Source organism: Rhizobium sp. BK529 (genome assembly GCF_014194105.1).
Lineage (GTDB): Bacteria > Pseudomonadota > Alphaproteobacteria > Rhizobiales > Rhizobiaceae > Rhizobium.
On sequence record NZ_JACIAU010000004.1, the window covers coordinates 1 to 25,245 of the forward strand.

The 25,245-nt window shown below is 59.0% G+C and carries 23 protein-coding genes; 6 read left to right on the forward strand and 17 right to left on the reverse strand.

Features of this window, described 5'->3' with window-relative positions; all coding sequences use genetic code 11:
- Both FHX08_RS31280 and FHX08_RS22730 read left to right on the forward strand, forming a co-directional pair.
- Positions 1-200 (forward strand): hypothetical protein (locus FHX08_RS31280; RefSeq protein ID WP_207896882.1); only part of this gene is annotated, 200 nt, incomplete at its 5' end.
- A gap of 252 nt (positions 201-452) precedes the next feature.
- Positions 453-2,393, forward strand: a complete 1,941-nt coding sequence (locus FHX08_RS22730) for a M23 family metallopeptidase (protein WP_132655469.1) — start codon at positions 453-455, stop codon at positions 2,391-2,393.
- Positions 2,394-2,462: 69 nt separating this feature from the next.
- Here FHX08_RS22730 and clpB read toward each other — a convergent pair whose 3' ends face one another.
- The 6 genes from clpB to FHX08_RS22760 all read right to left on the reverse strand — a co-directional run bounded on the left by clpB (position 2,463) and on the right by FHX08_RS22760 (position 12,177).
- On the reverse strand, positions 2,463-5,066 hold the full coding sequence (clpB, locus tag FHX08_RS22735) for an ATP-dependent chaperone ClpB (RefSeq protein WP_132655471.1): 2,604 nt from the start codon (positions 5,064-5,066) through the stop codon (positions 2,463-2,465).
- Between the two features lie 454 nt (positions 5,067-5,520).
- The gene (locus FHX08_RS22740; protein ID WP_132655473.1) at positions 5,521-6,225 is read right to left on the reverse strand and encodes a DUF4167 domain-containing protein; all 705 of its coding nucleotides are present in this window, start codon (positions 6,223-6,225) and stop codon (positions 5,521-5,523) included.
- A 345-nt stretch (positions 6,226-6,570) separates the two neighbouring features.
- Positions 6,571-7,440: a peptide chain release factor N(5)-glutamine methyltransferase gene (gene prmC / locus FHX08_RS22745; protein WP_132655475.1), complete on the reverse strand. Its 870-nt coding sequence runs from the start codon at positions 7,438-7,440 to the stop codon at positions 6,571-6,573.
- Positions 7,437-8,516, reverse strand: a complete 1,080-nt coding sequence (gene prfA / locus FHX08_RS22750; RefSeq protein ID WP_132655476.1) for a peptide chain release factor 1 — start codon at positions 8,514-8,516, stop codon at positions 7,437-7,439. The genes prmC and prfA overlap by 4 nt, the downstream gene beginning before the upstream one ends.
- Before the next feature lie 28 nt (positions 8,517-8,544).
- Positions 8,545-10,812 carry a phosphoenolpyruvate--protein phosphotransferase gene (gene ptsP, locus FHX08_RS22755; protein ID WP_132655478.1) on the reverse strand — a complete coding sequence of 756 codons (2,268 nt, stop codon included), beginning with the start codon at positions 10,810-10,812 and terminating at the stop codon, positions 8,545-8,547.
- 90 nt (positions 10,813-10,902) lie between these two features.
- Positions 10,903-12,177: an aspartate kinase gene (locus tag FHX08_RS22760; RefSeq protein ID WP_132655480.1), complete on the reverse strand. Its 1,275-nt coding sequence runs from the start codon at positions 12,175-12,177 to the stop codon at positions 10,903-10,905.
- Positions 12,178-12,580: 403 nt separating this feature from the next.
- On the opposite strand from FHX08_RS22760, the gene FHX08_RS22765 reads away from it, so the two are divergent.
- Together FHX08_RS22765 and ubiG are read left to right on the forward strand one after the other, a co-directional pair.
- The gene (locus tag FHX08_RS22765) at positions 12,581-13,066 is read left to right on the forward strand and encodes a BA14K family protein (RefSeq protein ID WP_132655482.1); all 486 of its coding nucleotides are present in this window, start codon (positions 12,581-12,583) and stop codon (positions 13,064-13,066) included.
- 155 nt (positions 13,067-13,221) lie between these two features.
- Positions 13,222-13,968, forward strand: a complete 747-nt coding sequence (gene ubiG, locus FHX08_RS22770; protein ID WP_132655484.1) for a bifunctional 2-polyprenyl-6-hydroxyphenol methylase/3-demethylubiquinol 3-O-methyltransferase UbiG — start codon at positions 13,222-13,224, stop codon at positions 13,966-13,968.
- A 9-nt stretch (positions 13,969-13,977) separates the two neighbouring features.
- On the opposite strand, the gene FHX08_RS22775 is transcribed toward ubiG, so the two are convergent.
- The 5 genes from FHX08_RS22775 to FHX08_RS22795 are packed head-to-tail and all read right to left on the reverse strand — an operon-like array spanning position 13,978 to position 16,917.
- Positions 13,978-14,556 (reverse strand): DUF3291 domain-containing protein, encoded by a 579-nt coding sequence (locus tag FHX08_RS22775; RefSeq protein ID WP_132655486.1) that lies wholly within the window; start codon positions 14,554-14,556, stop codon positions 13,978-13,980.
- 1 nt (position 14,557) lies between these two features.
- Positions 14,558-14,986: a DUF1178 family protein gene (locus tag FHX08_RS22780; RefSeq protein ID WP_132655488.1), complete on the reverse strand. Its 429-nt coding sequence runs from the start codon at positions 14,984-14,986 to the stop codon at positions 14,558-14,560.
- The gene (locus FHX08_RS22785) at positions 14,983-15,840 is read right to left on the reverse strand and encodes a carbon-nitrogen hydrolase family protein (RefSeq protein ID WP_132655490.1); all 858 of its coding nucleotides are present in this window, start codon (positions 15,838-15,840) and stop codon (positions 14,983-14,985) included. The genes FHX08_RS22780 and FHX08_RS22785 overlap by 4 nt, the downstream gene beginning before the upstream one ends.
- 9 nt (positions 15,841-15,849) lie before the next feature.
- Positions 15,850-16,107 (reverse strand): glutaredoxin 3, encoded by a 258-nt coding sequence (grxC, locus tag FHX08_RS22790; RefSeq protein ID WP_132655492.1) that lies wholly within the window; start codon positions 16,105-16,107, stop codon positions 15,850-15,852.
- Between the two features lie 33 nt (positions 16,108-16,140).
- Entirely contained in the window at positions 16,141-16,917 is a 777-nt protein-coding gene (locus FHX08_RS22795; protein WP_132655494.1) for a ComF family protein, read from the reverse strand.
- Positions 16,918-16,993: 76 nt separating this feature from the next.
- Here FHX08_RS22795 and FHX08_RS22800 point away from each other — a divergent pair, with 76 nt between their 5' ends.
- Positions 16,994-17,878, forward strand: a complete 885-nt coding sequence (locus FHX08_RS22800) for a methyltransferase domain-containing protein (protein ID WP_132656276.1) — start codon at positions 16,994-16,996, stop codon at positions 17,876-17,878.
- Positions 17,879-17,893: 15 nt separating this feature from the next.
- Here FHX08_RS22800 and FHX08_RS22805 read toward each other — a convergent pair whose 3' ends face one another.
- From FHX08_RS22805 to FHX08_RS22830, 6 genes are all read right to left on the reverse strand, one after another.
- Positions 17,894-18,061 (reverse strand): Flp family type IVb pilin, encoded by a 168-nt coding sequence (locus FHX08_RS22805; protein ID WP_132655496.1) that lies wholly within the window; start codon positions 18,059-18,061, stop codon positions 17,894-17,896.
- Positions 18,062-18,130: 69 nt separating this feature from the next.
- Positions 18,131-18,451, reverse strand: coding sequence for a hypothetical protein (locus FHX08_RS22810; RefSeq protein WP_132655498.1), 321 nt, complete (start codon positions 18,449-18,451; stop codon positions 18,131-18,133).
- A gap of 126 nt (positions 18,452-18,577) precedes the next feature.
- Positions 18,578-18,991: an 8-oxo-dGTP diphosphatase MutT gene (gene mutT / locus FHX08_RS22815; RefSeq protein ID WP_132655500.1), complete on the reverse strand. Its 414-nt coding sequence runs from the start codon at positions 18,989-18,991 to the stop codon at positions 18,578-18,580.
- Positions 18,988-19,794: a GNAT family N-acetyltransferase gene (locus FHX08_RS22820; protein ID WP_132655502.1), complete on the reverse strand. Its 807-nt coding sequence runs from the start codon at positions 19,792-19,794 to the stop codon at positions 18,988-18,990. Before FHX08_RS22820 ends, mutT begins: the two co-directional genes overlap by 4 nt.
- On the reverse strand, positions 19,775-21,016 hold the full coding sequence (gene argJ, locus FHX08_RS22825) for a bifunctional glutamate N-acetyltransferase/amino-acid acetyltransferase ArgJ (protein WP_132655504.1): 1,242 nt from the start codon (positions 21,014-21,016) through the stop codon (positions 19,775-19,777). Before argJ ends, FHX08_RS22820 begins: the two co-directional genes overlap by 20 nt.
- 226 nt (positions 21,017-21,242) lie before the next feature.
- Positions 21,243-22,127 (reverse strand): peptidylprolyl isomerase, encoded by an 885-nt coding sequence (locus FHX08_RS22830; protein ID WP_132655506.1) that lies wholly within the window; start codon positions 22,125-22,127, stop codon positions 21,243-21,245.
- 247 nt (positions 22,128-22,374) lie between these two features.
- Between FHX08_RS22830 and secA the strand changes: the two genes are divergently transcribed.
- Entirely contained in the window at positions 22,375-25,092 is a 2,718-nt protein-coding gene (gene secA / locus FHX08_RS22835; protein ID WP_132655508.1) for a preprotein translocase subunit SecA, read from the forward strand.
- Positions 25,093-25,245 lie beyond the last annotated feature (153 nt).

The window sequence follows — 25,245 nt, forward strand, 5'->3', positions numbered from 1 at the left end:
TTGATTTCTTCAGAACGAGGAACTTCGTCGCCAGCAGCGCCGCCGCCCTCGTCAGTGAGTGGGCTTATAAGCCTACACCCGCAAAACAGTCAACAGGCCTTTTTCAAAAAAATCGTTTTTCTCGTATCCTGTTGTTTCTTCATGGGATTTTATATTGGTCATTGGAATTCGCTTGTTTCCCGGATTCCCGATCGCGCTGATAGAGGCCGCAAAACATGACTGTTTGTCGGTTTTCTTGTGGAAGATACGATTTTGATCCAATTTGCCCCGACATCATCACATTCTACTGGTCTGAGGAAACACACACGTTTCACGCAGGCATGCGCACGTAAGATGCCCATTCCGGTGTGATTTGACTTCAGTGCCCAAAATATGCACATCTTTCGCCCCAGCCAGGATGGCCCGCGGATGCTCAGAACGACATCGAATGTAAGGATGCGAACTCCACTGCCATGATGACGGAGAAAATGATGATCCGCTCGCTCGGCAGCGAGCCTCCGCTTCTGGCAGACGGGCGACGCGCACCCGACCGGCGCGAGGTTTCGCTTCGCTGGCTTTCGGGCACGTTCCTCACCGGCATTACCTCTTCAATCCTTATGGGGGTCGCGCTTTTTGCCGCCCTCGACGGCCGCCAGCAGCTGGCAATCCCGGCAGAAGCCTATGCGTCCGCTGCCGATGCGCATCAGGATACGTCTGTGACCCGCGGTGGCCGTCTGATCGCTCCCGTCATCGCGGCAAAGCCATCCGACCGAGCCATCATGGAAGTCTCGACCGTGGTCCATGACGGTGAGAAGGAGGTCGTACGCCGCCAGCCCTTCTCTCATGTGAAGATGATGTTGGCTGCCAATCACGTTGCGACTGAGGATTATCCGGACTTTGATCCCCTGGCGATCTTCTCGGCCGATGAACCGCAGCCAGCGCCGCAAAGCCGCACGGGTGCGATTTACGGTTCCGATGTGGAATCCGAAGTGGCACTGAAGACCATTCCTTTCCCAACCGGCAAATCCGACCTCAACATGGCGCCCGGACTTTCGCTTGATGAAGTCGAGGAGAACGTCCGCTCCAACGGTTCGGTTCTGACGGACGGAAACGCCCAGCTCGCCGCTCTCTACTATGTCGATCCGCGCCGCTTCTCCAATGAAGACAACGACGTCGACCTGACCGCTGGTCTCGCGGCCCGCGTCCTAGAGCAGAACATGACGGTCTCAGCGCCGGAATCCATCACGCCGCAAACTGAGGAATTCGCCGACGACATCCTGCCAGTGCGCCAGGATATGACGATCGCCAAGGCGCTTGCCGATTCCGGCTACCCGCAGCCGCAGGCGGACGGCATGTCCGGTTATATCGCTCCTCTTCTCGGAACCGATACGCTTTCGAAGGGCGACGTCCTGCGTATCGGCATCATTCAGAAAGGCGAGCAGGCGAAGATCATTCGCGCCAGTATCTACCGCGGCACCCGCCACCTGATTACCGTTGCACTCGATGATAGTGGGCGTTTCGTAGCCGGCAGCGAGCCACCCATGCTGGATGCGATCGCCACCGCCTTCGAGGACAATTCCTTCGCCCCAGCCGCCGGCCAGAACCTGCCGCGCGTCTATGATGGCATTTACCGCGCAGCGCTCTCCTATGGCATGACTCCGGACATGACGGCGCTGATCATCAAGCTGCTCGCGGCCAATGTCGACTTCCAGGCGCAATTGAAACCAACGGATTACCTCGAGGCCTTCTTCTCCGTTGCCGACAGCAAAGGCCAGGCGACCGAGGATTCCGAACTTCTCTACGTCAATGCCCGCTTCGGTGATACACTGACCCGCTTCTATCGGTTCCAGGATCCGGAAGACGGTACGATCGATTACTTCGACCAGGACGGCAAGAGCATCCGCCAGTTCCTGTTACGAAACCCCGTTCCGAACGGGATCTTCAAGTCTGGCTTCGGCATGCGCCGCCACCCGATTCTCGGCTTCGCGCGCATGCATACCGGCGTCGATTGGGCAGCCCCGCGCGGCACGGCGATCATCGCGGCCGGTAACGGCACCGTCGAAAAGGCTGGCTGGGATTCCGGCGGCTATGGCAACCAGACGATTATCCGCCACGCCAACGGCTACGAATCCTCCTATAACCACCAGAGCGCCATCGCCAAGGGCATCGTGCCCGGTGCCAAGGTGCGGCAGGGCCAAGTCATCGGCTGGGTCGGCACAACGGGTGAATCCACTGGTCCGCATCTGCACTACGAGTTGATCGTCAACGGCACCAAAGTAGACCCACTGCGCATCCGCCTCCCCGGCGGCAAGTCGCTTCAGGGCGAGGCTCTTGCCAAGTTCGAGGACGAGCGCAAGCGCATCGACACACTGCTGAACACCCAGCCCGCTACTGATCAGGTCGCAAGCAAATAATTCTTCCTTTCTGCGGAAACAAAAATGGCGGCTCTCGGGCCGCCATTGCCAATTGTCATCTGTGCAGCCTTATGCGGCTTCACTCACCGATTGCTTCGACCGGAACAGCAACCGGTCCGAACCGCTGGTGATCTTGACCGTCGATCCATCCGGCACTTCACCCGAGAGGATCTGCTCGGCAAGCGGATCCTGGACGAACTTCTGGATCACCCTCTTCAGCGGACGAGCGCCGTAAACCGGGTCATATCCTTTGTTCGCCAGCCAATTGCGGGCATCCTCGTCGAGATCGAGCACAATCTTGCGCTCAGACAGCAGCGAGACGAGCCGCTTCAGCTGGATATCGACGATCGCGCCCATTTCCTCGCGTTTGAGGCGGTGGAAGAGAATGATCTCGTCGATACGGTTCAGGAACTCTGGCCGGAAGTGACTGCGAACCACTTCCATCACCTGATCGCGAACCGTCTCGCTATCATCGCCCTCACGCAATTGCGTGAGATATTCGGCACCGAGGTTCGACGTCATGATGATCATCGTGTTGCGGAAGTCGACTGTCCGGCCCTGACCGTCAGTCAAACGACCATCGTCCAGCACCTGCAACAGGATGTTGAAGACATCGGGATGCGCCTTCTCGATCTCGTCGAACAGCACGACCTGATAGGGCCTGCGGCGGACGGCTTCCGTCAGCGCACCACCTTCATCGTAACCGACATAGCCGGGAGGCGCACCGATCAGCCGGGCCACGGAGTGCTTCTCCATGTATTCCGACATGTCCATGCGTACCATCGCCGACTCATCATCGAAGAGGAAACGGGCGAGCGCCTTGGTGAGCTCCGTCTTGCCGACACCGGTCGGACCGAGGAATATGAAAGAGCCGATCGGTCGGTTCGGATCCTGAAGGCCGGCTCGAGCACGGCGCACGGCGCGTGAAACCGCCTGAACAGCATCGCCCTGACCGATCACCGACTTCGCCAACTCGTCTTCCATGCGCAGCAGCTTGTCGCGTTCGCCTTCCAGCATCTTGTCAACCGGAATACCGGTCCAGCGGGAAACGACGTGGGCGATATTGTCGGGGGTCACGACCTCCTGCACCATCGCATTGCGGCTGTTGTCTTCTTGGCTTTCGGCATCGGCAAGCTGCTTTTCGAGACCAGGGATTACGCCATAGGCAAGCTCGCCGGCGCGCTGGAATTCACCCTTGCGCTGGGCGATCGCCAGTTCATTGCGAGCATCGTCGAGCTGCTTTTTCAGGTCAGCGGCAAGACCGAGCTTCTGCTTTTCCGCCTGCCAGCGGGCCGTCAGCGCATCTGCCTCTTCCTCAAGGGAAGTCAGCTCACCTTCCAGCCGCTTCAGCCGATCGGCGGAGGCAACATCGGTCTCCTTCTTCAGCGCCTCGCGTTCGATCTTCAGCTGGATGATGCGACGGTCAAGCTCATCGAGTTCCTCCGGCTTCGAGTCCACCTGCATGCGCAGGCGGGCAGCGGCTTCATCCATCAGGTCAATCGCCTTGTCCGGCAGGAAGCGGTCCGTGATGTAGCGGTTCGAAAGGGTCGCAGCCGCAACCAGCGCGGCATCGGCGATGCGCACCTTGTGATGCTGCTCATACTTTTCCTTCAACCCGCGCAGGATCGAGATCGTATCCTCGACCGTCGGTTCCTCGACCATGACCGGCTGGAAACGGCGAGCAAGGGCCGGATCCTTCTCGACATGCTTGCGGTATTCGTCGAGCGTGGTTGCGCCGACACAGTGCAGTTCGCCGCGGGCGAGGGCAGGTTTCAGCAGATTGGAGGCATCCATAGCCCCATCCGCCTTGCCGGCGCCAACCAGCGTATGCATTTCGTCGATGAAGAGGATGATCTCGCCGTTTTCAGACTGAACCTCGTTCAGAACAGCCTTCAGGCGCTCTTCGAATTCACCCCGGAACTTCGCACCGGCGATCAGGGCACCCATGTCGAGCGCCATCAGCTTCTTGTCTTTCAGACTCTCCGGCACGTCGCCATTGACGATGCGCAGCGCAAGGCCTTCGACGATTGCCGTCTTGCCGACGCCAGGCTCACCGATGAGAACAGGGTTGTTCTTGGTGCGGCGGGAAAGAACCTGGATCGTCCGGCGGATTTCGTCATCGCGGCCGATGACCGGATCAAGCTTGCCCTCGCGGGCTTCACTCGTCAGGTCGCGTGCATATTTCTTCAGGCTGTCGAAGCCCTGCTCGGCACTCGCGGTATCGGCCGTACGACCCTTGCGAATGTCATTGATCACCTGATTGAGAGCCTGCGCAGTCACGCCGGCATTCTTCAGCGACTGATAGGTCGAGGCAGAGGTTTCGATCGCCAGCGCCTGCAACAAACGCTCAACCGTGACGAAACTGTCACCGGCCTTCTTTGCAGCCTCTTCGGCCGTGGAGAAAACCTTGGCGAGCGGCTGGGCGAGATAGATGTTACCGCCACCGCCAGAAACCTTCGGCAATTTGGCAAGCGCTGCATCATTGGCAAGGCGCGCAGCTTTCGCATCACCGCCGGCACGTTCAATCAGCGAAGCGGCCATACCTTGATCATCATCGAGCAGGACCTTGAGAACATGTTCCGGCGTGAATTGCTGGTGTCCCTGCGCAAGCGCATAGGTCTGCGCGGACTGAACGAAACCGCGCACCCGTTCGGAGTATTTTTCGATATTCATATGTTACCTCCATGAATCGCCCTGCCCTTCATAAGGCACAGACCGATGATTGAGATTGAGCTCCCTCAAAAGGCAAGCCCCGTTTGTCGCCGTTGAGATTTGCGGCAAACGATCTGGGCAGGATATGGTGGAGAATCCCAAGAGTTTAAAGGGGTAACACACCGGAAAACTGTCGCCGGCAAGCCGTCCCTGCGCGCGCTATCTGCCATCAACGCGACATCCGGCAGGCATCCGTTTCTGTCGAGAAGTCTTCGATCGGACTGGGGCGCGGGACATCAATTCGAAATTCCATTTGTGGTCGGTCGGCGCCCAGCTGGCGTCCTTGCTTTTGAGCGCCTGCGGCCGAAGTAGGATCGATCGCCATCCTTGTTCCTGACGCAAACTTCAGGCGGCTTCGCAATAGAAAAGGCCGCCCGGAAAGAGCGGCCTTTGAAAGTCTGCGTTTGAAGTAAGCTTATTCGGAAGCGGCCTCGGCGAGAGCCGGCGCGTCCACGGGAGCGCCTTCTTCGCCGGCCGCTTCGCCTTCGGCACCACGGCGCGGGCGGCGGGGACGGCTGCCGGCGTTGCGGCGGCGGGGCTGGCGCTCGCGCTGCGGCGCGGCAGAGCCTTCCTCTTCCATGGCGACCTCGGCAGGAATGCCTTCGATATCCGGCTGCGGGCCGGTTCCATCGATCACTTCCACCTCAGCCTGTGAGGGCGCAGGTGCCGCGGCCACTGGCTGCTGCTGTTCGCGCCGCGGCTGGTGCGGCGGCTGAATGACGACGACATCGTCATTGTCTGCCGTATCCAGTTCGTCGCCATCCCGGTCCGCATTGTCACGATCATTAAACTCGTGGCGGTCATCGCGCTGAAAGCGCTCCTGCATCTGCGCCTGTGCGGCGGCGATGATGCGATTATAGTGCTCGGCGTGCTGCAGGTAGTTTTCAGCAATGACGCGGTCTCCGGAGCTCTGGGCGTCACGGGCGAGCTGGGCGTATTTCTCCGCAATGTGCTGAGCAGTGCCGCGGATCTTCACATCGGGGCCGGAGCTGTCATAAGTCCGGGTCAGCGGGTTTCCACCCTTGCGGTTGAAATTGTTGTTATTGTTATTTCCACCGCCGCCATTGTTATTGTTATTGCCACGCCCTCGACCGCGCTTGTTCTGCTGTCCTGGCCTCATCGATCGTTCACCTGAATTCTCTGTTTGTGATTGGATACATGGCACCAACCGCCAAGACCGGTCTATCCGGATCAGGGCCTTCGTGCCGCAAGCATAGTGCGCCTTCGCGCCGACCTGCCGCTTGTCTTCAAGTCAGTTTGACTGATTCACACATTGGGTCGTGTTCAACCTTTGAAACTCTCGTTTAAAAGAGCAGACCCCCGAAGCTGAGCAAGTACCGAACGAATCTCGTTCATTCCTATGCGCCCAACGCGTGAGCGCAACCTATATTGCTTCCTCGGGAAATCCAAGCCTTTTCTTCGCAATAGCAACAATGTCCAGTTCGATGCTGCAATTTGTCGCCGATCATGTCGGCGAGAACACGAGCACTCTGTCGTTCTGACCATAATCTCTAACGGATTTGAGGCACTTGAAGCCTTCCGCTTCGAAGATCGCCGTCACATCGTTTCGCTGATCATAACCGATTTCCAGTCCGACGACCCCATTCGGTCGTATGAACCTTGCCGCATCCTTTGCTATGGCTTTGTAAGCGTCAAGCCCATCCGGGCCGCCGTCCAGAGCTGCAGCCGGATCAAATTTCGTCACTTCGGGAGCGAGATCGTGAATGACATTGGAAGCAATATAGGGCGGATTTGAGACAATCGCATGAAACGTCCCGTGGATGTTCTCGAACCAGTTCGATCGAATGGTTGTGAATCGCTCCTGCAATCCGTTTCTTTCTGCGTTTGATCTTGCCGTTTCAAGTGCATCGGTCGAAATATCGCTGCCGACGCCTGATGCTTCCGGGCATTCACTTAGGAGCGCAAGGCAAATCGCTCCGGTCCCGGTTCCGATGTCCAGAATATGGAGATTGCCCTCGATCTTTGCAAGGTCACGCAGATAAGGAATAATCGTATCGACGAGAATTTCGGTATCCGGCCGCGGCTCCAGCGTGCCTGCGGAAAGCCAAAGCGGCAGGCCGTAGAACTCCCGCTCGCCAAGAATGCGATGGACCGGCTCGTGCTTCAATCGCCTCGCGATCGCTCGACCGATGACCTCTGCCTGCTCCTGCGAAATCTCTTCACGACCGGCTGTTAACATCGCGGTCGGAGAAAGCTTCAGCAATCCGGCGATCAGCAGCCGCGCATCGGTTTGCGGATCGTCGATACCCGCTTCCGTGAAAAGGCGCCGGGCCTCGGCAAGCATTTCTGAAACCGTCGGCCCGGACGCAGTCATTGCTGTTCGCCAAGCTGTGCGAGCTGGCTCGCCTGATAGTCGGCCAGCAGCGCATCCACCACTTCGTCGATCTCGCCGACCATCATCCGGTCGAGCTTGTAGAGCGTCAGGTTGATGCGATGGTCGGTCACGCGCCCCTGTGGAAAATTATAGGTGCGGATGCGTTCAGAACGGTCGCCCGAACCGACCTGGCTCTTGCGGTCGGCGGAACGTTCGCTGTCGGCCCTCTGCCGCTCGGCATCATAAAGACGCGAGCGCAGCACCTGCATGGCCTTTGCACGGTTCTGGTGCTGGGACTTTTCCGAGCTGGTTACCACGATGCCCGTCGGCAGGTGGGTGATACGCACTGCCGAATCCGTCGTATTGACGTGCTGGCCGCCCGCACCGGAGGAGCGCATCGTGTCGATGCGAATATCTTCCGGCCGGATTTCAATATCGATTTCCTCTGCCTCGGGAAGGACCGCAACCGTAGCCGCCGAGGTATGGATACGCCCGCCCGCTTCCGTCTCCGGCACCCGCTGGACACGGTGCACGCCGGATTCGAATTTCAGCTTTGCAAAGACGCCCTTGCCGGTGATCGTCGCGATGATTTCCTTATAGCCGCCGGCTTCGCCTTCGCTCGACGACAACACTTCGACCTTCCAGCCGTGCGTTGCGGCGTAACGCTCATACATGCGGAAAAGGTCGCCGGCGAAAAGAGCCGCCTCGTTGCCGCCAGTACCGGCTCGGATTTCCAGGATCGCGCTCTTCTCGTCGGCTGCGTCCTTCGGCAAGAGCAGGATCTGGATCTCGTTCTCAAGCGCCTCGATACGCTCTTTCACGTCAGGCAGCTCAAGTTCTGCAAGGTCGCGCATGTCGCGGTCGACAGACTTGTCCTCGAGCAGCACTTCCAGATCGGCAAGCTCGCCGATTGCTTTCTGATAGGCGCGGATCTTGGTCACGACCGGCTGCAGTTCGGAATATTCGGATGCGAGCTTTACATAAACGTCAGCCGAAGGGCCAGCCGACATGCGCGCTTCGATCTCACCGAAGCGGCGCTCAAGCTCGCGCATCTTTTCAATGGGAAGCTTCGCCACCCCTTGCTCCTGTTCTTCTTATATATGTCTAAAGGGGAATATTGTGGCTCTCAGCGAAGCGGGCAAGCACCTCGCGCATCGGCACGGTCGTATTCCGGTCGTCCAGCGCCTCATTGACGACCTTCGTCAGTGCCCCAACGTCGAGGCCGAGCAGCATCGCCTTGACGGGACCAATCGAGGCCGGCGACATAGAGATGGAACGGAAGCCGACGCCGAGTAGGGCCATGGCCGAAAGCGGCTTCCCGGCCAACTCGCCACACAGCGTCACGGGCGTTTTGTTGCGATCCGCTCCGCGCACGATATCGCGCAGAATCCGCAGGAACGGCCGCTCCAACGGATCGAAGCGTTCGGAAACGCGGGCATTGCCGCGGTCGACCGCCATAGCGAACTGGAAGAGGTCGTTGGAACCGACCGAGACGAAGTCGACCGCATCCATCAACTCATCGAGCTGCCAGAGCAGCGCCGGCACTTCCAGCATCGCCCCGAACTGCAGCTTACGAGGCAGACCATGACCGAAGCGTGAAAGATGTTGTACTTCCTTCTGCAGGAGTTCACGTACCTGCCGCAGCTCTGAAACCTCGGTCACCATCGGCACCATCAGCTTCAGCTCGGCACCGGCCGCAGCCTTCAGCATGGCGCGCAACTGCGTGCGCAACAATCCAGGCCGGTCGAGCGACAAGCGGATTGCCCGCCAGCCGAGTGCCGGGTTCTCTTCCTCATGGCCGCGGAAATATGGGACAACCTTGTCGCCGCCGATATCGAGCGTCCGGAAGGTCACAACACGACCGCCCGCCTGCTTCAGCACATTGCGGTAGAATATCTCCTGCTCTTCCGCCTTCGGCATGGTCGAGGCGATCATGAACTGCAGTTCAGTGCGGAACAGGCCGATACCTTCTGCGCCCGATTCCGCCAGCTGAGGTAGGTCGACCAGCAGGCCGGCATTCATCAGAAGCTGGATGCGCTGACCATCCTTGGTGACCGGCTCGACGGAACGCAGCGCCCGGAACTGCTCCTGCCGCCTTGCACGGAAGCGAACCTTTTCTTCATAAGAACGCTGATGCTCCGGCCTTGGCCGGATATGCACATGCCCCTCGTCGCCGTCGATGATGACGGCGTCGCCATTTTCAGCGAGCGCCACCACACCCGCCGCCTGGCCGATGACAGGAATGCCCATCGCGCGTGCGACGATGACCACATGGCTGGTGACCGCACCTTCTTCCAGCACCAGCCCGCGCACATTGGCGCGCGGATAATCGAGGAGCTCCGCTGCACCCATGGCGCGTGCAAGAATAATCGCGTCGTTCGGGAAGCCCTCAGCCGTCGTGCGGCCCGTATAGCCGGTCAGAACGCGCAGCAGCCGGTTCGCAAGATCTTCGAAATCATGCATCCGCTCGCGAAGATACGGATCGGTAAGACGCATCATGCGCGCTTTGGTGTCGCTCTGGACCTTCTCGACCGCCGCTTCCGCCGTCAGGCCGTTGCGGATGGCTTCTTCCAGCTTACGCACCCAACCCTGGTCATGGGCGAACATGCGATAGGTTTCGAGCACCTCGCGATGTTCACCTTCCATGGAAACATCGCGGCGCGACAGCATGTCGTCGATGGAGATCCTGAGCGAACCCATGGCTTCCGCCAGCCGCCGGATTTCCTTTTCCGCATCCTCGTTGAGCAGATTGTTGACGACGATGCGCGGCTCGTGCAGCACGACGTAGCCGAGGCCGATCCCGTCATTGTACGTATCGCCGTCGATCGTGACCGAGCGGGTAAGGTCAAGTTCAAGGCCGGGCTTGGTGATCTTCTTGAGTTCACCTGTCGCGATCATCTCGGCGAGAACCATCGCCGTCGTCTCGAGCGCTTCCAGCTCCTCCTCGCGATAATTGCGGCTCGCCTTGTTCTGTACGACGAGAACGCCGAGCGACCGGCCCGTGCGCAGAATCGGCACGCCGAGGAAAGAGTGATAGATCTCTTCGCCTGTTTCCGGCAGGTAACGGAAAGCCGGATGCGACTGCGCGTCAGAAAGATTAAGCGGCTGTGCCGATGCGGCAATCGTACCGACGAGGCCCTGCCCCATCTTCAGCTGCGAAAGGTGGACGGCTTCCTTATTGAGACCTTCAGTAGCATAGAGCTCGAGAACACCGTCGGCGCGCAGCACGTAGACGGAGCAAACTTCCGCCACCATGTTGCTGGCGATCTGGCGCACGATCCGATCGAGCCGCTCCTGCGGCTCCAGTGGCTCCGCCATCAACTCGCGCAGCCGCTTGAGCAGCACGCGCGGACCGCCGGAAAGGTCTCTCATTGCGACTCAAGCTCCCCGAAACAAACGCTTAATGCGGCCAGAACAACCGGCCGCATCTTCAACCTGAAGGGGCAGGCCGCCCGCTGGGAATCAATTTTTATCCAGACCGTAGCAGGAATGCAAAGTTCTGACAGCGAGTTCTGCATAAGGACCATCGATCAGGATCGAAATCTTGATTTCCGAGGTCGTGATCGCCTTGATGTTGATGCCTTTTTCGGCCAGCGCCCGGAAGGCTGTTGCCGCCACACCAGCGTGGCTGCGCATGCCGATACCGATGACGGAAACCTTCACCAGCCCCGATTCGCTCTGCGCGACGTCATAGCCAATCTTCTCCTTGTTGTCGGAGAGAACCTTGATGGCCTTCTCGACATCACCGGAGGGAACGGTGAAGGTCATATCCGTCTTCGAACCATCTTCGGAGATATTTTGGACGATCATGTCGACATTGATGTGGCTTTCGGCGAGCGGCCCGAAGATCGCGGCAGAAACGCCTGGCCGGTCGGCAAGACGGCGAAGCGAGATCTGAGCCTCATCCTTGGCATAGGCGATGCCGGTGACTACTTCCTGTTCCACGATTTCATCCTCGTCACAAATCAGCGTTCCGGGAGGGTTCATGAGGTCACCCATGCCCGGAGCATCGGGATCCTCGAACGACGAACGCACGAAAGTGCGCACCTTGTGCACCATGGCAAGCTCGACCGAGCGCACCTGAAGAACCTTGGCGCCGAGCGACGCCATTTCCAGCATTTCTTCAAAAGCGATCTTCTTCAGACGCCGCGCCTTGGGCTCGATGCGCGGATCGGTCGTGTAAACGCCATCGACGTCCGTATAGATGTCGCAGCGATCGGCTTTGACAGCAGCTGCGATTGCCACGGCCGACGTATCCGATCCGCCGCGTCCGAGCGTCGAGATACGATTGTCAGGGCCGAGGCCTTGGAAGCCAGCGACGACAGCAACCTGCCCCTCGCCCATGCGTTTGATGATATCGGCCCCATCGATTTCCACGATGCGAGCTGCGCCATGTGCATTGTCTGTGCGGATCGGGATCTGCCAGCCCTGCCAAGAACGTGCATTGATGCCCATGCTCTGCAGCGCGATTGCGAGAAGGCCTGACGTAACCTGTTCGCCGGAAGCGACGATGGCGTCATATTCGCGTGCGTCGTAGAAGGGCGAGTTGGCGCCGATTACCTTCGGCATGTTCTGCACCCAGCCGACCAGCTCATTGGTCTTGCCGGACATGGCGGAAACGACGACCGCCACTTCATGACCGGCATCGACTTCACGTTTCACATGGCGGGCAACGTTCTTGATGCGGTCCAGATCAGCGACGGAGGTTCCGCCGAATTTCATAACGATGCGTGCCATAAGCCTCTACCACGACCCGCGCGCGACTGCCGGAAAACGGGATTTGCTTCTCCGGTACGCCACGCGTTCACAATCCGCCGGGAGACGCATTGCCCTCCCGGGCATCAGAAAACCTCGGCTGCCGAATGGCCGAAGAGCCCGGAAATACTGGTTTCTGGAACGCTTCTAGCCCGCCAACCAAGGACGAAAGTTGGCGCGTCTCTTAGCGAGTTTGGCAAGGGGTGGCAAGGGCGGGGAAAGGGTGAAGTGGAGACGGCAGGAGTTCGCTGGAAACGGTCCGCGCCGCCCCTGCAAAACATCCCTTTCACCATACCCGTCAAATCGGAGCATGAAGGCGATTGAACTTAGTGGCCCGAAATGCGTTTAAACAGCAATAGATAAGTCGAGAAAGCTGGTGAGCAGAATGAGAAGATTAGCGATAATTGCACTGTCGATAGTAACCGCATTCTCCGGAATGCCCGCTTGGGCAGGGCCGGCCTATACGGCAAACCCTGTCCAGTCGGCAGTGCAACCCGAAGCCACCGGCGACCAGGCCGAGCTTCTTCAGGTGGGCTGCAACAATTTCACGAAATGCCCTCGTTATAACCAAGGTTGGGGCCGCAATTACCGCTATTCGGACCGTTATCGCTATGATCGCGGATGGGACAGGGACCGCCGCTATTATGGCGACCGCTACTACCGCGACCGGTATTATCGCCACCATGACAATACCGGGGCTATTATCGGGGGCTTGGCCGCCGGGGCGCTCATCGGTGGCATCATAGCCTCGCAGCCGCGCGTGCGGACGGGCAGTTCGCATGCCGATTATTGCTACAGCCGGTATCGCTCATACCGCGCGTATGACAATACGTACCAGCCCACATACGGCCCGCGCCGTCAGTGCCGCTAAATCCGCATTAGCTAGGATCCGAAACCCCGCGAAGACGCGGGGTTTTTTACTGCCTTCAGACTTGCTCTATTTTTAGCGGTCCATGCTAACCGGAGCGCCCTTGACTTATCACCTCGATCGTCCGACTTCACTGGCAGGACAAAGGAGCTGGCAATATGACCGAAGCGGCAAAGACCACCATCGACCAAAGCGAAGTCGATCGCTTTTCCGCCATGGCGGCCGAGTGGTGGAGCCCAACCGGCAAGTTCAAGCCGCTGCACAAGTTCAATCCTGTTCGCCTGGCCTATATCCGCGACAAGGCAGCGGAGAATTTTTCTCGCAACCCGAAGAGTGCCAAACCGCTTGAAGGTCTGCGCGTGCTCGATATCGGCTGCGGCGGCGGCCTTCTGTCGGAGCCGGTTGCCCGTATGGGAGCCGACGTTGTCGGCGCGGACCCGTCTGAAAAGAACATCGGCATCGCCTCGACCCATGCCAAGGCATCAGGCGTTGCGGTCGATTATCGCGCCGTGACAGCCGAACAACTCGCCGAAGCCGGCGAGACCTTCGATATCGTGCTCAACATGGAGGTCGTCGAGCATGTGGCCGATGTCGAACTTTTCATGAATACTTGCGCCGGCATGGTCCGGCCGGGCGGGCTGATGTTCGTTGCTACCATCAACCGCACCATGAAGGCGGCCGCGCTTGCCATCTTCGCCGCAGAAAATGTCCTGCGCTGGCTGCCACGCGGCACGCATCAATATGAAAAGCTGGTGCGTCCCGAAGAGCTGGAAAAGCCGCTTACCACAAACGGCTTCGAAATCATCGACCGCACGGGCGTCTTCTTCAATCCGCTGGCAAACCAGTGGAACCTGTCGAAGGACATGGATGTGAACTACATGCTGCTGGCAAAACGACCGGCTTGATCCGACGGTCTAGATTTTCAAGGTTTGGACAAAAGCGAGCAGATCCTTTTGGGTCTCGGCATTGCGCGCGGTAAGCTCTTTGACGCGGTCGCGATCGATCACGATTTCCGCCCCGTCAGGCCCATAGGGCTGTTTGAAAGTGAAGGCCTTCGGGCTTGCGCCGTGGTCGGCAAGATATTCGAGACGCTCCACACCCTCCTGCCAGTCCGGCCGATGATAAGCTGACACCCACCACAGGACCAGCGGCGGCCAAGTTTGCTTCACATTCCATTTGCGGGCATGTTTCAGCGCGTCGGCGTGAACACCATTATAGGTGAAAGCCATCAGAGACTCGATATCGACCCACAATGACAGGGAAGATGGCGCGGAGGTAAAACCGCTGCCCTCGATGTAACGCGGAAAAACCTGCGGCCCCCAGCTTCTGGGGCCGGGATATCCGGGATAGCCGGAACGGCCAATGAAGCCGCATGCCCGGGCGGCAGCTTCGAAATTCGCAGGTTCACGAAGAACGAAGCCTTCGACGGCCCGGCTGTCAGAAGGTGCGACATGCAGGCCAAAATTATAGAAGGCCAGCCTCGCAGTCTCCATATCAGTTCACGTCTTCAGGCAGGATCGGCAAGGCAGCAATCTCTATGCCCTCTTCCACCAGTGACTGGGCTTCATCGGGCGTCGCCTGGCCGATAATGCCGCGAGCATCCACCTCACCGTAATGGATCTTGCGGGCTTCTTCGGGAAAGCGTGTTCCGACATCTTCGGAATTCGCCTTGATAGTGGCAATGGCTTCCTTCAGCTTCACGAAGGCCTCGCGGCGGGCCGCATCCATGGCAACCGTTTGCATTTCTTCCTTCTTGCGTGCGGTCGAAACCGATGGCGCCATCAAAGATTTAGAGACGGAAGCGGAATTGCACACCGGGCAAGTTAGAAAGCCACTTGCAACCTGCCGGTCGAAATCGGCACTTTCAGAAAACCAGCCTTCGAACTCGTGGGCATTCTCACAAATAAGGGAATAGCGGATCAAGCTGCTGCGCCTCCTGAAACTTCCCCCGCAATCCTCTCGATGGAAAACTCCCGACCATTCTTAAGGTTCGGAATCTTGTCATGCGCAGCCTTCACCGCCGCCAGATCGATCTCTGCCAGAATGACCGCCTCGTCGGTAGGGCCAGCCGAAGCCAGCACCTTCCCCCAGGGATCGATAATCATCGAGTGGCCGAATGTCTCCCGTCCATCCTCATGCAGGCCGGCCTGCGCAGCAGCAATGACGAAAACCCCGTTCTCGATGGCGCGCGCCCGCAGCAGGATTTCCCAATGCGCCTCGCCCGTCTGCTTCGTGAAAGCCGCCGGAACGGTTATCACTTCCGCACCGGCAACCGCCTGCGCACGGAAAAGCTGCGGGAAACGCACGTCGTAACAGATGGTGAAGCCCATCTCGGCGAAAGGCAACGACAGGACACGGGCCTCCGATCCTGCCCGATAAGCCGCACTTTCGCGCCAGCTCTCGCCATTGTCGAGATCGACGTCGAACATATGGATCTTGTCGTAGCGATTGAGGATCTTGCCGTCAGGCCCGAAGAGAAAGCCGCGATTGGCCATCTTGCCGTCATCGAGCGCAATCGCCGTGGAGCCGATATGCATATAGATGGCAAGCTCAGCTGCAAGCGCCGAGCCGGTCTTGACGATGATGTCATTGCTCTCATCACGCAGCACTTCCTTGGCCGCGGCACGGTTGCGCTGCAGCATGCCCGTCATTTCGGGCGTCTGCACGTAGGTCGCACCCTTTGCGGCTGCTTCTCGGACGAGGCGCGCCATCGACGCGGCATTCCGCTCCGGATCGACACCCGAGCACATTTGGATAGCGGCGGCCGTGAAGCTCATTTCCCTTCCTCAGGCTGCCAGCAGCGGATCGAGCTTGCCTGCCCGATCGAGTGCATAGAGATCGTCGCAGCCGCCGACATGCGTGCTGCCGACGAAAATCTGCGGAAAGGTGGTGCGGCCATTCGACTTGCCGAGCATTTCCTGGCGAAGCTCGGGTGAAAAGGTCGCGTCGTGCTCGACATAGTCCACGCCCTTCTCTTCAAGCAGAGATTTAGCGCGTGCACAAAAGCCGCAGAACTGCCGTGTATAAATGGTAACAGGTACCATGAATGATCTCCAGACGATGCTGTTTTCTTATTGTCATATAGTTTCTGCAAAGGCCCTTGCAAAGGTCAAAACCGTGATATCGGCAGCACCTGCCTTGCGTAGCACCCGCGTAGCCGCACTGACTGTAGCACCTGTCGTATAAACGTCATCGACGAGCACGATGCGTTTGCCGAAAACGTCATTCTCTTTATTGGCGGCGATAACAAAAGCGCCGCGGACATTGTCCTCTCGCGCCCGCACGCCCAGACCGACCTGTTGGCTGGTCCGCTTTGCGCGCAGAAGGGTTCCGGGCAATAGCGGTTTTTCGGCAAGCCGGGCCAGATGTCGGGCAAGTTCCGCCGCCTGGTTGAACTTGCGCGAAACCATACGAGTGCGATGAAGGGGAACTGGAATGATGGCGTCGGAGCGCTGGACCATGCCATCGGAAGCACGCAGCATCCAGCCGGCCATCATCGGGGCAAGGTCGGTGCGATCCCGGTATTTGAGACCATGCACGAGGGTGCGAATGGCATTGTCATGTGCGGCTACCGAACGCAGCCGGTCGAATGGCGGTGGGTTGGCAATGGCCTCGGCGCTCAGAATGCCAATGCCGAGATCGTGGGAAAAAGGAATGCCGAGCACTTCGCAATAAGGCCGCTCGATGAAACGGACGTCGGACCAGCATTTGGAACAGAGCCCACGATGGCCACCCGTCGAAATGCCGCACGCTGCGCAGGCTGGTGGATAGACCAGATCGGCGAGCACAGAGAACGGCCGCAGAAGCCGCGTCCATACCCGTCCCTTCTCTCTTTCTGTCTCGATCATCCCCATATGAAGAGACTAGCGTGTCACGCAGCAAAGGAAAATCGTCTTGCCGCCTGCGGGACAGGAGAATATGGACATCGCCATGGATACCATCTTCGACAAGGCGCAGATCGCCGCAAACCGTCGCCGCGCGCTCGCGAATGGCGACCTGAAGGCGGGGTTCCTGCTCGATATCGCCGCTGAGGAATTGGCGGACCGCTTGGCCGTCGTGGAACGCAGTTTCGAACATGCGGTAGAACTGCACGGTACCACAGGTGTCGCCGCCCATGCGGCGATAGCGACCGGCAAGGTCGGCAGCCTCACTCGCGTGGAAAGCGACATCCGCTATGTGGCACCAGGTGAGCCTTTCGTCGAAGCACCGCTCGAAGACGTACCGCTTGCGCCCCAATCCGCCAATCTGGTGATTGCACCGCTCAATCTGCATCTGACGAACGATACCCCCGGCGTCTTCATCCAGATCCGCCGGGCATTGAAGCCGGATGGGCTGTTCCTCGCTGCCATTCCGGGCGCCGGTACGCTGCAGGAACTGCGCGAGGTGCTGCTTGCAACCGAAATCGAAATGACCGGCGGCGCAAGCCCGCGCATCATCCCCTTTGCCGACGTGCGCGATGTCGGCGGCCTGCTGCAACGGGCAGGCTTTGCGCTCCCCGTCATCGATGCGGAGAATTATACGGTTCGCTATGATTCACTGTTTCCGCTGATGCGCGACTTGAGAGCGATGGGTATGACCAATCCGCTGGTGGCCCGCAGCCGTAAGCCGCTGACACGCAGCTTCTTCCTGCGCGCAGCGGAAATCTATGCCGAGCGCTATTCGGATTCGGACGGCCGTATCCGCGCGACATTTTCAATGATCTACGTGTCGGGATGGGCGCCGCACGAAAGCCAGCAGCAGCCGCTTAAGCCGGGATCGGCAAAAGCCCGGCTTGCCGATGCCCTGAAGGTGGAAGAACAGAAGCTCAAGCAGTGAGGCCTTGGTGGCGGCTCAGTTGATCGTCAGGTTGTTATCAATGGTGTTGAACATGCCTTGCAGGCTGTTGGTGAAGGTACCCAGGCCGCCAATGAGGGCAGCGGCCATCAGTGCTGCGATCAATCCATATTCGACCGCGGTTGCACCTGTTCTGTTTGCCAGAAACTTCTTTAGCAAATTCATCAATCCAACCCTTTTTGCGCCCAAGATGACAATGAAATTGACGGTCTCCCCGCGGGAGGCTTCATTTCCTCAGCAGCCGGCGCCGACACCGTAGCCCTGGACGACACAGACCGAACCAGGTGTATCCTGGAGGACGCTGCGGCGGATCGTATAACGCTTGCCATTCTCGGTCTTCGGGATCGAGCCAGTGGTGATCGTGTCAAAATCCGCCGGCGCGCTGGCGAGCACGCTCTTTTTGGAGGAATCTGCCAGCATCGGCGTCAGGATAAGGGTGAGCGCCACCACGGCCGTACCGAACAGAAGGGCAATATTCAGTGCCCCCGTCCTGCGCGAAGCAGACGAAGAAGCCTGTTCCTTCTCACGCACAGCTTTCCAGAAATCGTCGTCCATGACGTCAAGCCCTTAAATACACACACGCCAATTGCTTGAGTGAGGCCGATCATTGCCAGAAGGTGCTAAATGATCGATTAATATCCACAGGCGAAATCGCCGTTTCGAGCCAATAATCAGCAAGAGCTAAAGTAAATCCTGGAGTACCGGGATGAGCGGTTCGTCAGCCGGCGGCATCGGATAATCGCGCAGCGCCTGCGGGCGCACCCATTTGATCGCCTGTCCCTCGCGACCGTGCGGAATGCCTTCATAGCGACGGCAGACGTAGAGCGGCATCAGTAGATGAAACGCATCGTAGCTGTGGCTGGCAAAGGTCAGTGGCGCCAGACACGGCACCTTCGTCGTGATGCCGAGCTCTTCGTTCAACTCGCGCACCAGCGTCTCCTCCGGCGTCTCGCCGTGCTCAACCTTTCCGCCCGGGAATTCCCACAAGCCAGCAAGCGATTTGCCTTCCGGTCGCTGTGCCAGAAGGATACGCCCGTCGGTGTCGATCAGCGCGCAAGCGGCGACGAGGAGAAGCTTCCTTCCCGCCCCACTCATTCGCAACGCTCCCGCCAGTAACAATAGTGATAGACATCGCGGAAACCGAGACGCTCATAAAGAGCGATTGCCGGTGCATTGGAAAGTTTCACCTGCAGCCAGGCGGTGCGGGCGCTGCGCATCCGCGCCCAGCGCAAAGCCGAGGTCAGGATTTCGATGCCGAGCCCTTTGCGGCGATGCGCGTGGGCAACCGAAAGCGACATGATGCCGGCAAGATCGTTGTCCTGCACGCAGAGAACGGTTGCTAAAGAGCCGTGGGCTGCATCCTCGATCATGAAGAGCCCCGACGGAGGCTTGATCGCCGAGATGATCTCGGCGAGCGCCGGCTTCAGCGAGACGGGCGCATGATCGACCGCAAGGTTGGCATCGACGAACCGGCCGATATCGTGGGTCGGAAGATGATCGAGCGTATCGGGCAGATCGGCCTGCGACAGATCGCAAACCATGACGGCCGTCTCATCGAAACACTTCCATCCCTGTTCCTTGATCAGGTTGACCAGAACAGGCGAGGCAAGCGGTGTCTCACGCACCACGGCTGGACGGCCATAAGCCTCGAACTTGCGGCTTGCCTTCTCCAGCCGGATTTCGACGTCGCGGTGATCGGAGGGATCGAGCGGAACGATGGAATTCAGGCGATTGGAGGGATGTCCCGCCGTCAGGCGGACCTGCCAGCTTCCATCATATTGCACGGACGCCGCCGGCCAGGCACGAAAGCCCACGGCTTCCAGCCGCCGGACCAGCGGCAGATTCTGCTTCGGAAGGGATGCCTGCATCAACGAACGATCAGCTCCGGTAGTCGCCATTGATCGCAACATATTCCTTGGTGAGGTCGCAGGTCCAGACCGTGGCCTTGCCTGAACCCAGGCCAAGATCAACCTTCACAGGAATATCCTGCTTCTTCATGACGGCGGAGGCTGCATCTTCGGAATAGGAAGGGTCTCGCTCGCCGTTGACGGCGACGCGCACATCGCCGAACCAGATGGCTAGCCGGTCGCGATCAGCCATTTCGCCGGCCTTGCCGACGGCCATGACAACGCGGCCCCAGTTGGCGTCCTCACCGGCAGCCGCGGTCTTGACCAGCGGTGAATTGGCGATGGAAAGCGCAATCGTCTTGGCGGCGGCATCGCTCTCCGCACCGGTCACGGTGATTTCGAGCATCTTCGTGGCGCCTTCACCGTCACGAGCGACCTGGATCGCCAGATCCTTGAGAAGATCGTTCAGAGCCGAACGGAATGCATCGAGCTGCTGATCTTCCGCACTCGTGATCCGCACTTGCCCGTCGGCTGCGGCAGCGCCCGTCGCAAAAAGCATCAGCGTATCCGACGTCGAAGTATCGCTATCGACCGTCATGGAGTTAAAGCTCGGTTCGACGCCGGCAGACAGGAGCGACTGCAGGGCGGCAGAGGCAATATCGGCATCCGTGACGACGAAGGACAGCATGGTCGCCATGTCGGGTGCGATCATGCCGGCACCCTTGGCGATACCATTGATTGTCACCGTGACGCCGCCGATTTCGGCCGTGCGGGTCGCAACCTTCGGATAGGTGTCGGTGGTCATGATGGCCTTGGCAGCCTCGAACCAGAAATCGCCCGTGGCATCGGCCTGCATCTTGTCGAGCACACCGGCAAATTTGGTGGCGTCGAGCGGTTCGCCGATAACACCCGTCGACGCAAGAAAGATCTCGTTTTCGCGGCAGCCGACAGCAGCAGCAGCGGCCTTCGCCGTCAGCTCGGTCGCAGCGCGGCCCTTCATGCCGGTGAAAGCATTGGCGTTGCCGGAATTGACGACGACGGCACGAGCCGTACCGTGCGGCAGGTTCGCCCGGCAGAAATCGACCGGTGCGGAGGGGCATTTCGACTTGGTGAAAACGCCCGCGACAGCCGCAGGCGCATCAAAGACCATCATCAATACGTCCGTCCGGTTCTTGTACTTGATGCCGGCGGAAGCGGTCGCCATGCGCACACCACGAAGTGCGGGCAGCGAGGCAAAGGTTTTCGGGGCAAGCGGAGAAACGGTAGCGGACATGGAAGCGACCTGCCTATGAGCATTTCCAGGCGAAATGGAAGCGGCTCGCCGTCCGGAAATGCGACAACAAACGATGTTTGAGCATCATGCCGAAGAGTGTGAGCGGCTTTCGGGCGACATCATGCTCTGTTTTATGAATTAGATCCGGATGATTTTAGGCCGATCAGGCAAAAAATCATCCGGATCTAATGAAGAGCCCGGAAGAACCGGGCCCTGATGCTTATGATTACTGCTGCGGGGCGGGAGCCGGGGCGGGCTCAGCGCCCGGCTCTGGCTGCTTGTTTGCGTCTTCGTAACCCTTGCGGAGCGTTTCGTCCATGATATCGACCTTGGACTTGGCCTTCGCATCGTTCAGAAGCGCAAGATATTTGTCGCGCATGACGAGCTGACGAACCTGGTCCTGAACTTGTTCGAACGGCGGCGGCGGAGCGTCACGCTTATCCTCGACCTTAATGACATGATAGCCGAAATCGGTCTTCACAGGGGTCTTGGAATAGGTGCCTTTTTCGAGAGCGAAGGCTGCATCCTCAAATTCCTTGACCATGCGCCCGCGGGTGAAATAGCCCAGATCGCCACCGTCATCCTTGTTCGGATCGGTGGACTTTTCCTTGGCAAGCTCGGCAAAGTCCTTGCCGGAGTCGAGCTGCTTGATGACGTCCTTGGCCTCGTCCTCAGTCTTGACGAGGATGTGGCGGGCGTGAACCTCTTCTTGCTTCGGCAAGCCGGCGACTTCCTTGTCGTAGCGTGCCTTCACGTCGGCATCGGTCACGGTGTCGACGACATGCTTCTTGAAGTAGGCGTTGTGAAGCTCACGGTCGGTCAGATACTGCAGGCGCTTCTTGAAGTCGTCGGTCTGATCGAGCTTCTCGGCGGTAGCGTCTGTGGCCAGCAGCTTGACGTCGATCGCAGCAGACAACGCGGCGACCTTCTTCTGATCGTCCGGGAGCTGTGCGAGCTGCGGGTCGAGATTGGCGACAGCCAGATCGAGTTCCGACTGGTGGATTTCCAGATTGCCGACCTTGGCGACGACGGCGTCGTCAGCATAGGCCGGAATCTGGAAGGCGACGAAGGCCGTAAACGCCAGCGCAGCAAGTTTGTTGGTGCTCAACATCAAATAACCCTTCACAATTATACCCGCCGGCTTCAGCTTTCGTGAATCCAGCCCGAAAACAGGCTTCAACATCGGAATGTGGCCTTTCTATATCGGCCAAATCCGTTGACATCATTTGCCCCCCCTCTTATCTGTCACGCAACCTCGCGTCCAGAACAGTTTCCGGGCGTTTTCAACGCGCGCCTGTTTTTCGGCCGGGTAGCGAATAAGAAACGTCGGGGAAGAATATTCAGAAAGGACCAGTCATATGGTCAGCTTTGGCGGTATTGCCCGCAAGTTATTTGGCTCAGCCAACGATCGCCGCGTGCGGTCCTTCCAGCCGAACGTCGCCGCAATCAACTCTATAGAAGAGAAAACCAAGGCGCTGACGGACGAGCAGCTTGCCGCCAAGACGGTGGAGTTCCGTGCTCTCCTCGCAGAAGGCAAGACGCTGGACGATATCCTGATCCCGGCCTTCGCGGTCGTTCGCGAAGCCTCCCGCCGCGTCCTCGGCATGCGACCTTTTGACGTACAGCTCGTCGGTGGCATGATCCTGCATTCCAACGCCATCGCCGAAATGAAGACCGGTGAAGGTAAGACGCTGGTCGCTACACTGCCGGTTTATCTGAACGCGCTTGCCGGCAAGGGCGTGCATGTCGTCACCGTCAACGACTATCTCGCACAGCGTGACGCCGCGACCATGGGCCGTCTTTACGGCTTCCTCGGCCTCACCACCGGTGTCATCGTTCACGGCCTTTCCGACGAGGAGCGCCGCGATGCCTACAATTGCGACATTACTTACGCGACCAACAACGAGCTCGGCTTCGATTATCTGCGCGATAATATGAAGTACGAGAAGAACCAGATGGTACAGCGCGGCCACAACTTCGCAATCGTCGACGAAGTGGACTCGATCCTCGTCGACGAAGCCCGCACGCCGTTGATCATCTCCGGCCCGCTCGACGACCGCTCCGACCTCTACAACGCCATCGATGCCTACATTCCGCTGCTGACGCCGGAAGATTACGAGATCGATGAAAAGCAGCGTTCGGCCAACTTCTCCGAAGTCGGCACCGAAAAGCTGGAAAACCTGCTGAAGCAGGCTGGTCTCCTCAAGGGCGCCTCGCTCTATGACATCGAAAACGTCGCGATCGTTCACCACATCAATAATGCCCTGAAGGCCCACAAGCTCTTCCAGCGCGACAAGGACTACATCGTCCGCAATGGCGAGATCGTCATCATCGACGAATTCACCGGCCGCATGATGCCGGGCCGCCGCTACTCGGAAGGCCAGCACCAGGCGCTGGAAGCCAAGGAAAAGGTACAGATCCAGCCGGAAAACCAGACGCTGGCTTCCATCACCTTCCAGAACTACTTCCGCATGTACGACAAGCTCGCCGGCATGACCGGTACGGCGCAGACGGAAGCGGAGGAATTCGGCAACATCTACAATCTTGACGTCATCGAGGTTCCGACCAACCTGCCGATCAAGCGTATCGACGAAGACGATGAAGTCTATCGGACGGTCGAAGAGAAGTATAAGGCGATCATCACTGAGATCCTGGATGCCCATGAGCGCGGCCAGCCGGTGCTTGTCGGTACGACTTCGATCGAAAAGTCCGAATTCCTCGCCGAGCTGATGCGCAAGCAGGGCTTCTCGAACTTCCAGGTTCTGAATGCCCGCTATCACGAGCAGGAAGCCTATATCGTCGCCCAGGCCGGCGTGCCGGGTGCCGTAACGATCGCCACCAACATGGCCGGTCGCGGCACCGACATCCAGCTCGGCGGCAATCTCGAGATGCGTGTGGAACGTGAACTCGGCGAAGTCGAACCAGGCCCGGAACGCGACGCCAAGATCGAAGCGATCCGCGAAGAGATCAAGCAGCTGAAGGAAAAGGCGCTCGCCGCCGGCGGTCTTTACGTCATCGCCACCGAGCGCCACGAAAGCCGCCGTATCGACAACCAGCTGCGCGGCCGTTCCGGCCGTCAGGGCGACCCCGGCCGGTCCAAGTTCTACTTGTCGCTGCAGGATGACCTGATGCGCATTTTCGGCTCTGACCGCATGGACAGCATGCTGCAGAAGCTGGGTCTCAAGGAGGGCGAGGCAATCGTCCATCCCTGGATCAATAAAGCTCTGGAACGTGCGCAGAAAAAAGTCGAAGCCCGTAACTTCGATATCCGCAAAAATCTGCTGAAGTACGACGACGTTCTGAACGACCAGCGCAAGGTCATCTTCGAACAGCGCGTCGAGATGATGGAAGCGCCGAATATTTCCGAAACGGTGTCCGACATGCGTCGCGAAGCCATCGATGATCTGGTCGCGACCCATATTCCGGAACGCGCCTATGCCGAACAGTGGGATGCGGCAGGCCTGAAGACACAGGTTGCCAATATCCTCAATCTCGATCTGCCGATCGAGGACTGGGTAAAGGAAGAGGGCATCGGCGAGGACGACATACGCGAGCGCCTGTCGGAAGCCGCCAACGCCGCCTTCAACGAGAAGGTCGAGCGCTTCGGTCCCGACATCATGCATTATGTCGAGCGCCAGATCGTCATGCAGACGCTGGACCATCTGTGGCGCGAGCACATCGTCAACCTCGACCACCTGCGCTCCGTCATTGGTTTCCGCGGCTATGCCCAGCGCGACCCGCTGCAGGAATATAAGTCGGAAGCTTTCGAACTCTTCCAGTCGCTGCTTAATAACCTGCGTCAGGCCGTCACGGCGCAGCTGATGCGTGTCGAGCTCGTTCAGCAGGCTCCGGAACAACCGGAACCGCCGGTCATGCAGGCGCACCATCTGGACCCGACAACCGGCGAAGATGAGTTCACGAATACGACTTATCGGGCGCTTGAAGTCGCCGTCCCGCCGGAAAACCGCAATCCTGACGATCCGTCGACCTGGGGCAAGGTAGGCCGCAACGAGGCCTGCCCCTGCGGTTCAGGCAAGAAATACAAGCACTGCCACGGTGCTTTCGAACAGGCCTGAGAATGGCGCCTTCGGGCGCCATTTTTCTTGGTATTTCCGCCCAGTTATGGATCAGTGCGACAGAATACAGCGCCCTGTTAGGCATACCGTTTCTTAACCCTGATCTGGCAAGACTTGCCGCTATAATTGCCCTGCCCTTAGAGTTTTGCGTGT

Coding starts and splice junctions, on each gene's coding strand:
- FHX08_RS22730 (WP_132655469.1), top strand. CDS start 453: ATGATGACGGAGAAAATGATGATCCGCTCGCTCGGCAGCGAGCCTCCG.
- clpB (WP_132655471.1), bottom strand. CDS start 5,066: ATGAATATCGAAAAATACTCCGAACGGGTGCGCGGTTTCGTTCAGTCC.
- FHX08_RS22740 (WP_132655473.1), bottom strand. CDS start 6,225: ATGAGGCCAGGACAGCAGAACAAGCGCGGTCGAGGGCGTGGCAATAAC.
- prmC (WP_132655475.1), bottom strand. CDS start 7,440: ATGACTGCGTCCGGGCCGACGGTTTCAGAAATGCTTGCCGAGGCCCGG.
- ptsP (WP_132655478.1), bottom strand. CDS start 10,812: ATGAGAGACCTTTCCGGCGGTCCGCGCGTGCTGCTCAAGCGGCTGCGC.
- FHX08_RS22760 (WP_132655480.1), bottom strand. CDS start 12,177: ATGGCACGCATCGTTATGAAATTCGGCGGAACCTCCGTCGCTGATCTG.
- FHX08_RS22765 (WP_132655482.1), top strand. CDS start 12,581: ATGAGAAGATTAGCGATAATTGCACTGTCGATAGTAACCGCATTCTCC.
- ubiG (WP_132655484.1), top strand. CDS start 13,222: ATGACCGAAGCGGCAAAGACCACCATCGACCAAAGCGAAGTCGATCGC.
- FHX08_RS22775 (WP_132655486.1), bottom strand. CDS start 14,556: ATGGAGACTGCGAGGCTGGCCTTCTATAATTTTGGCCTGCATGTCGCA.
- FHX08_RS22785 (WP_132655490.1), bottom strand. CDS start 15,840: ATGAGCTTCACGGCCGCCGCTATCCAAATGTGCTCGGGTGTCGATCCG.
- grxC (WP_132655492.1), bottom strand. CDS start 16,107: ATGGTACCTGTTACCATTTATACACGGCAGTTCTGCGGCTTTTGTGCA.
- FHX08_RS22795 (WP_132655494.1), bottom strand. CDS start 16,917: ATGGGGATGATCGAGACAGAAAGAGAGAAGGGACGGGTATGGACGCGG.
- FHX08_RS22800 (WP_132656276.1), top strand. CDS start 16,994: ATGGATACCATCTTCGACAAGGCGCAGATCGCCGCAAACCGTCGCCGC.
- FHX08_RS22805 (WP_132655496.1), bottom strand. CDS start 18,061: ATGAATTTGCTAAAGAAGTTTCTGGCAAACAGAACAGGTGCAACCGCG.
- FHX08_RS22810 (WP_132655498.1), bottom strand. CDS start 18,451: ATGGACGACGATTTCTGGAAAGCTGTGCGTGAGAAGGAACAGGCTTCT.
- mutT (WP_132655500.1), bottom strand. CDS start 18,991: ATGAGTGGGGCGGGAAGGAAGCTTCTCCTCGTCGCCGCTTGCGCGCTG.
- FHX08_RS22820 (WP_132655502.1), bottom strand. CDS start 19,794: ATGGCGACTACCGGAGCTGATCGTTCGTTGATGCAGGCATCCCTTCCG.
- argJ (WP_132655504.1), bottom strand. CDS start 21,016: ATGTCCGCTACCGTTTCTCCGCTTGCCCCGAAAACCTTTGCCTCGCTG.
- FHX08_RS22830 (WP_132655506.1), bottom strand. CDS start 22,127: ATGTTGAGCACCAACAAACTTGCTGCGCTGGCGTTTACGGCCTTCGTC.
- secA (WP_132655508.1), top strand. CDS start 22,375: ATGGTCAGCTTTGGCGGTATTGCCCGCAAGTTATTTGGCTCAGCCAAC.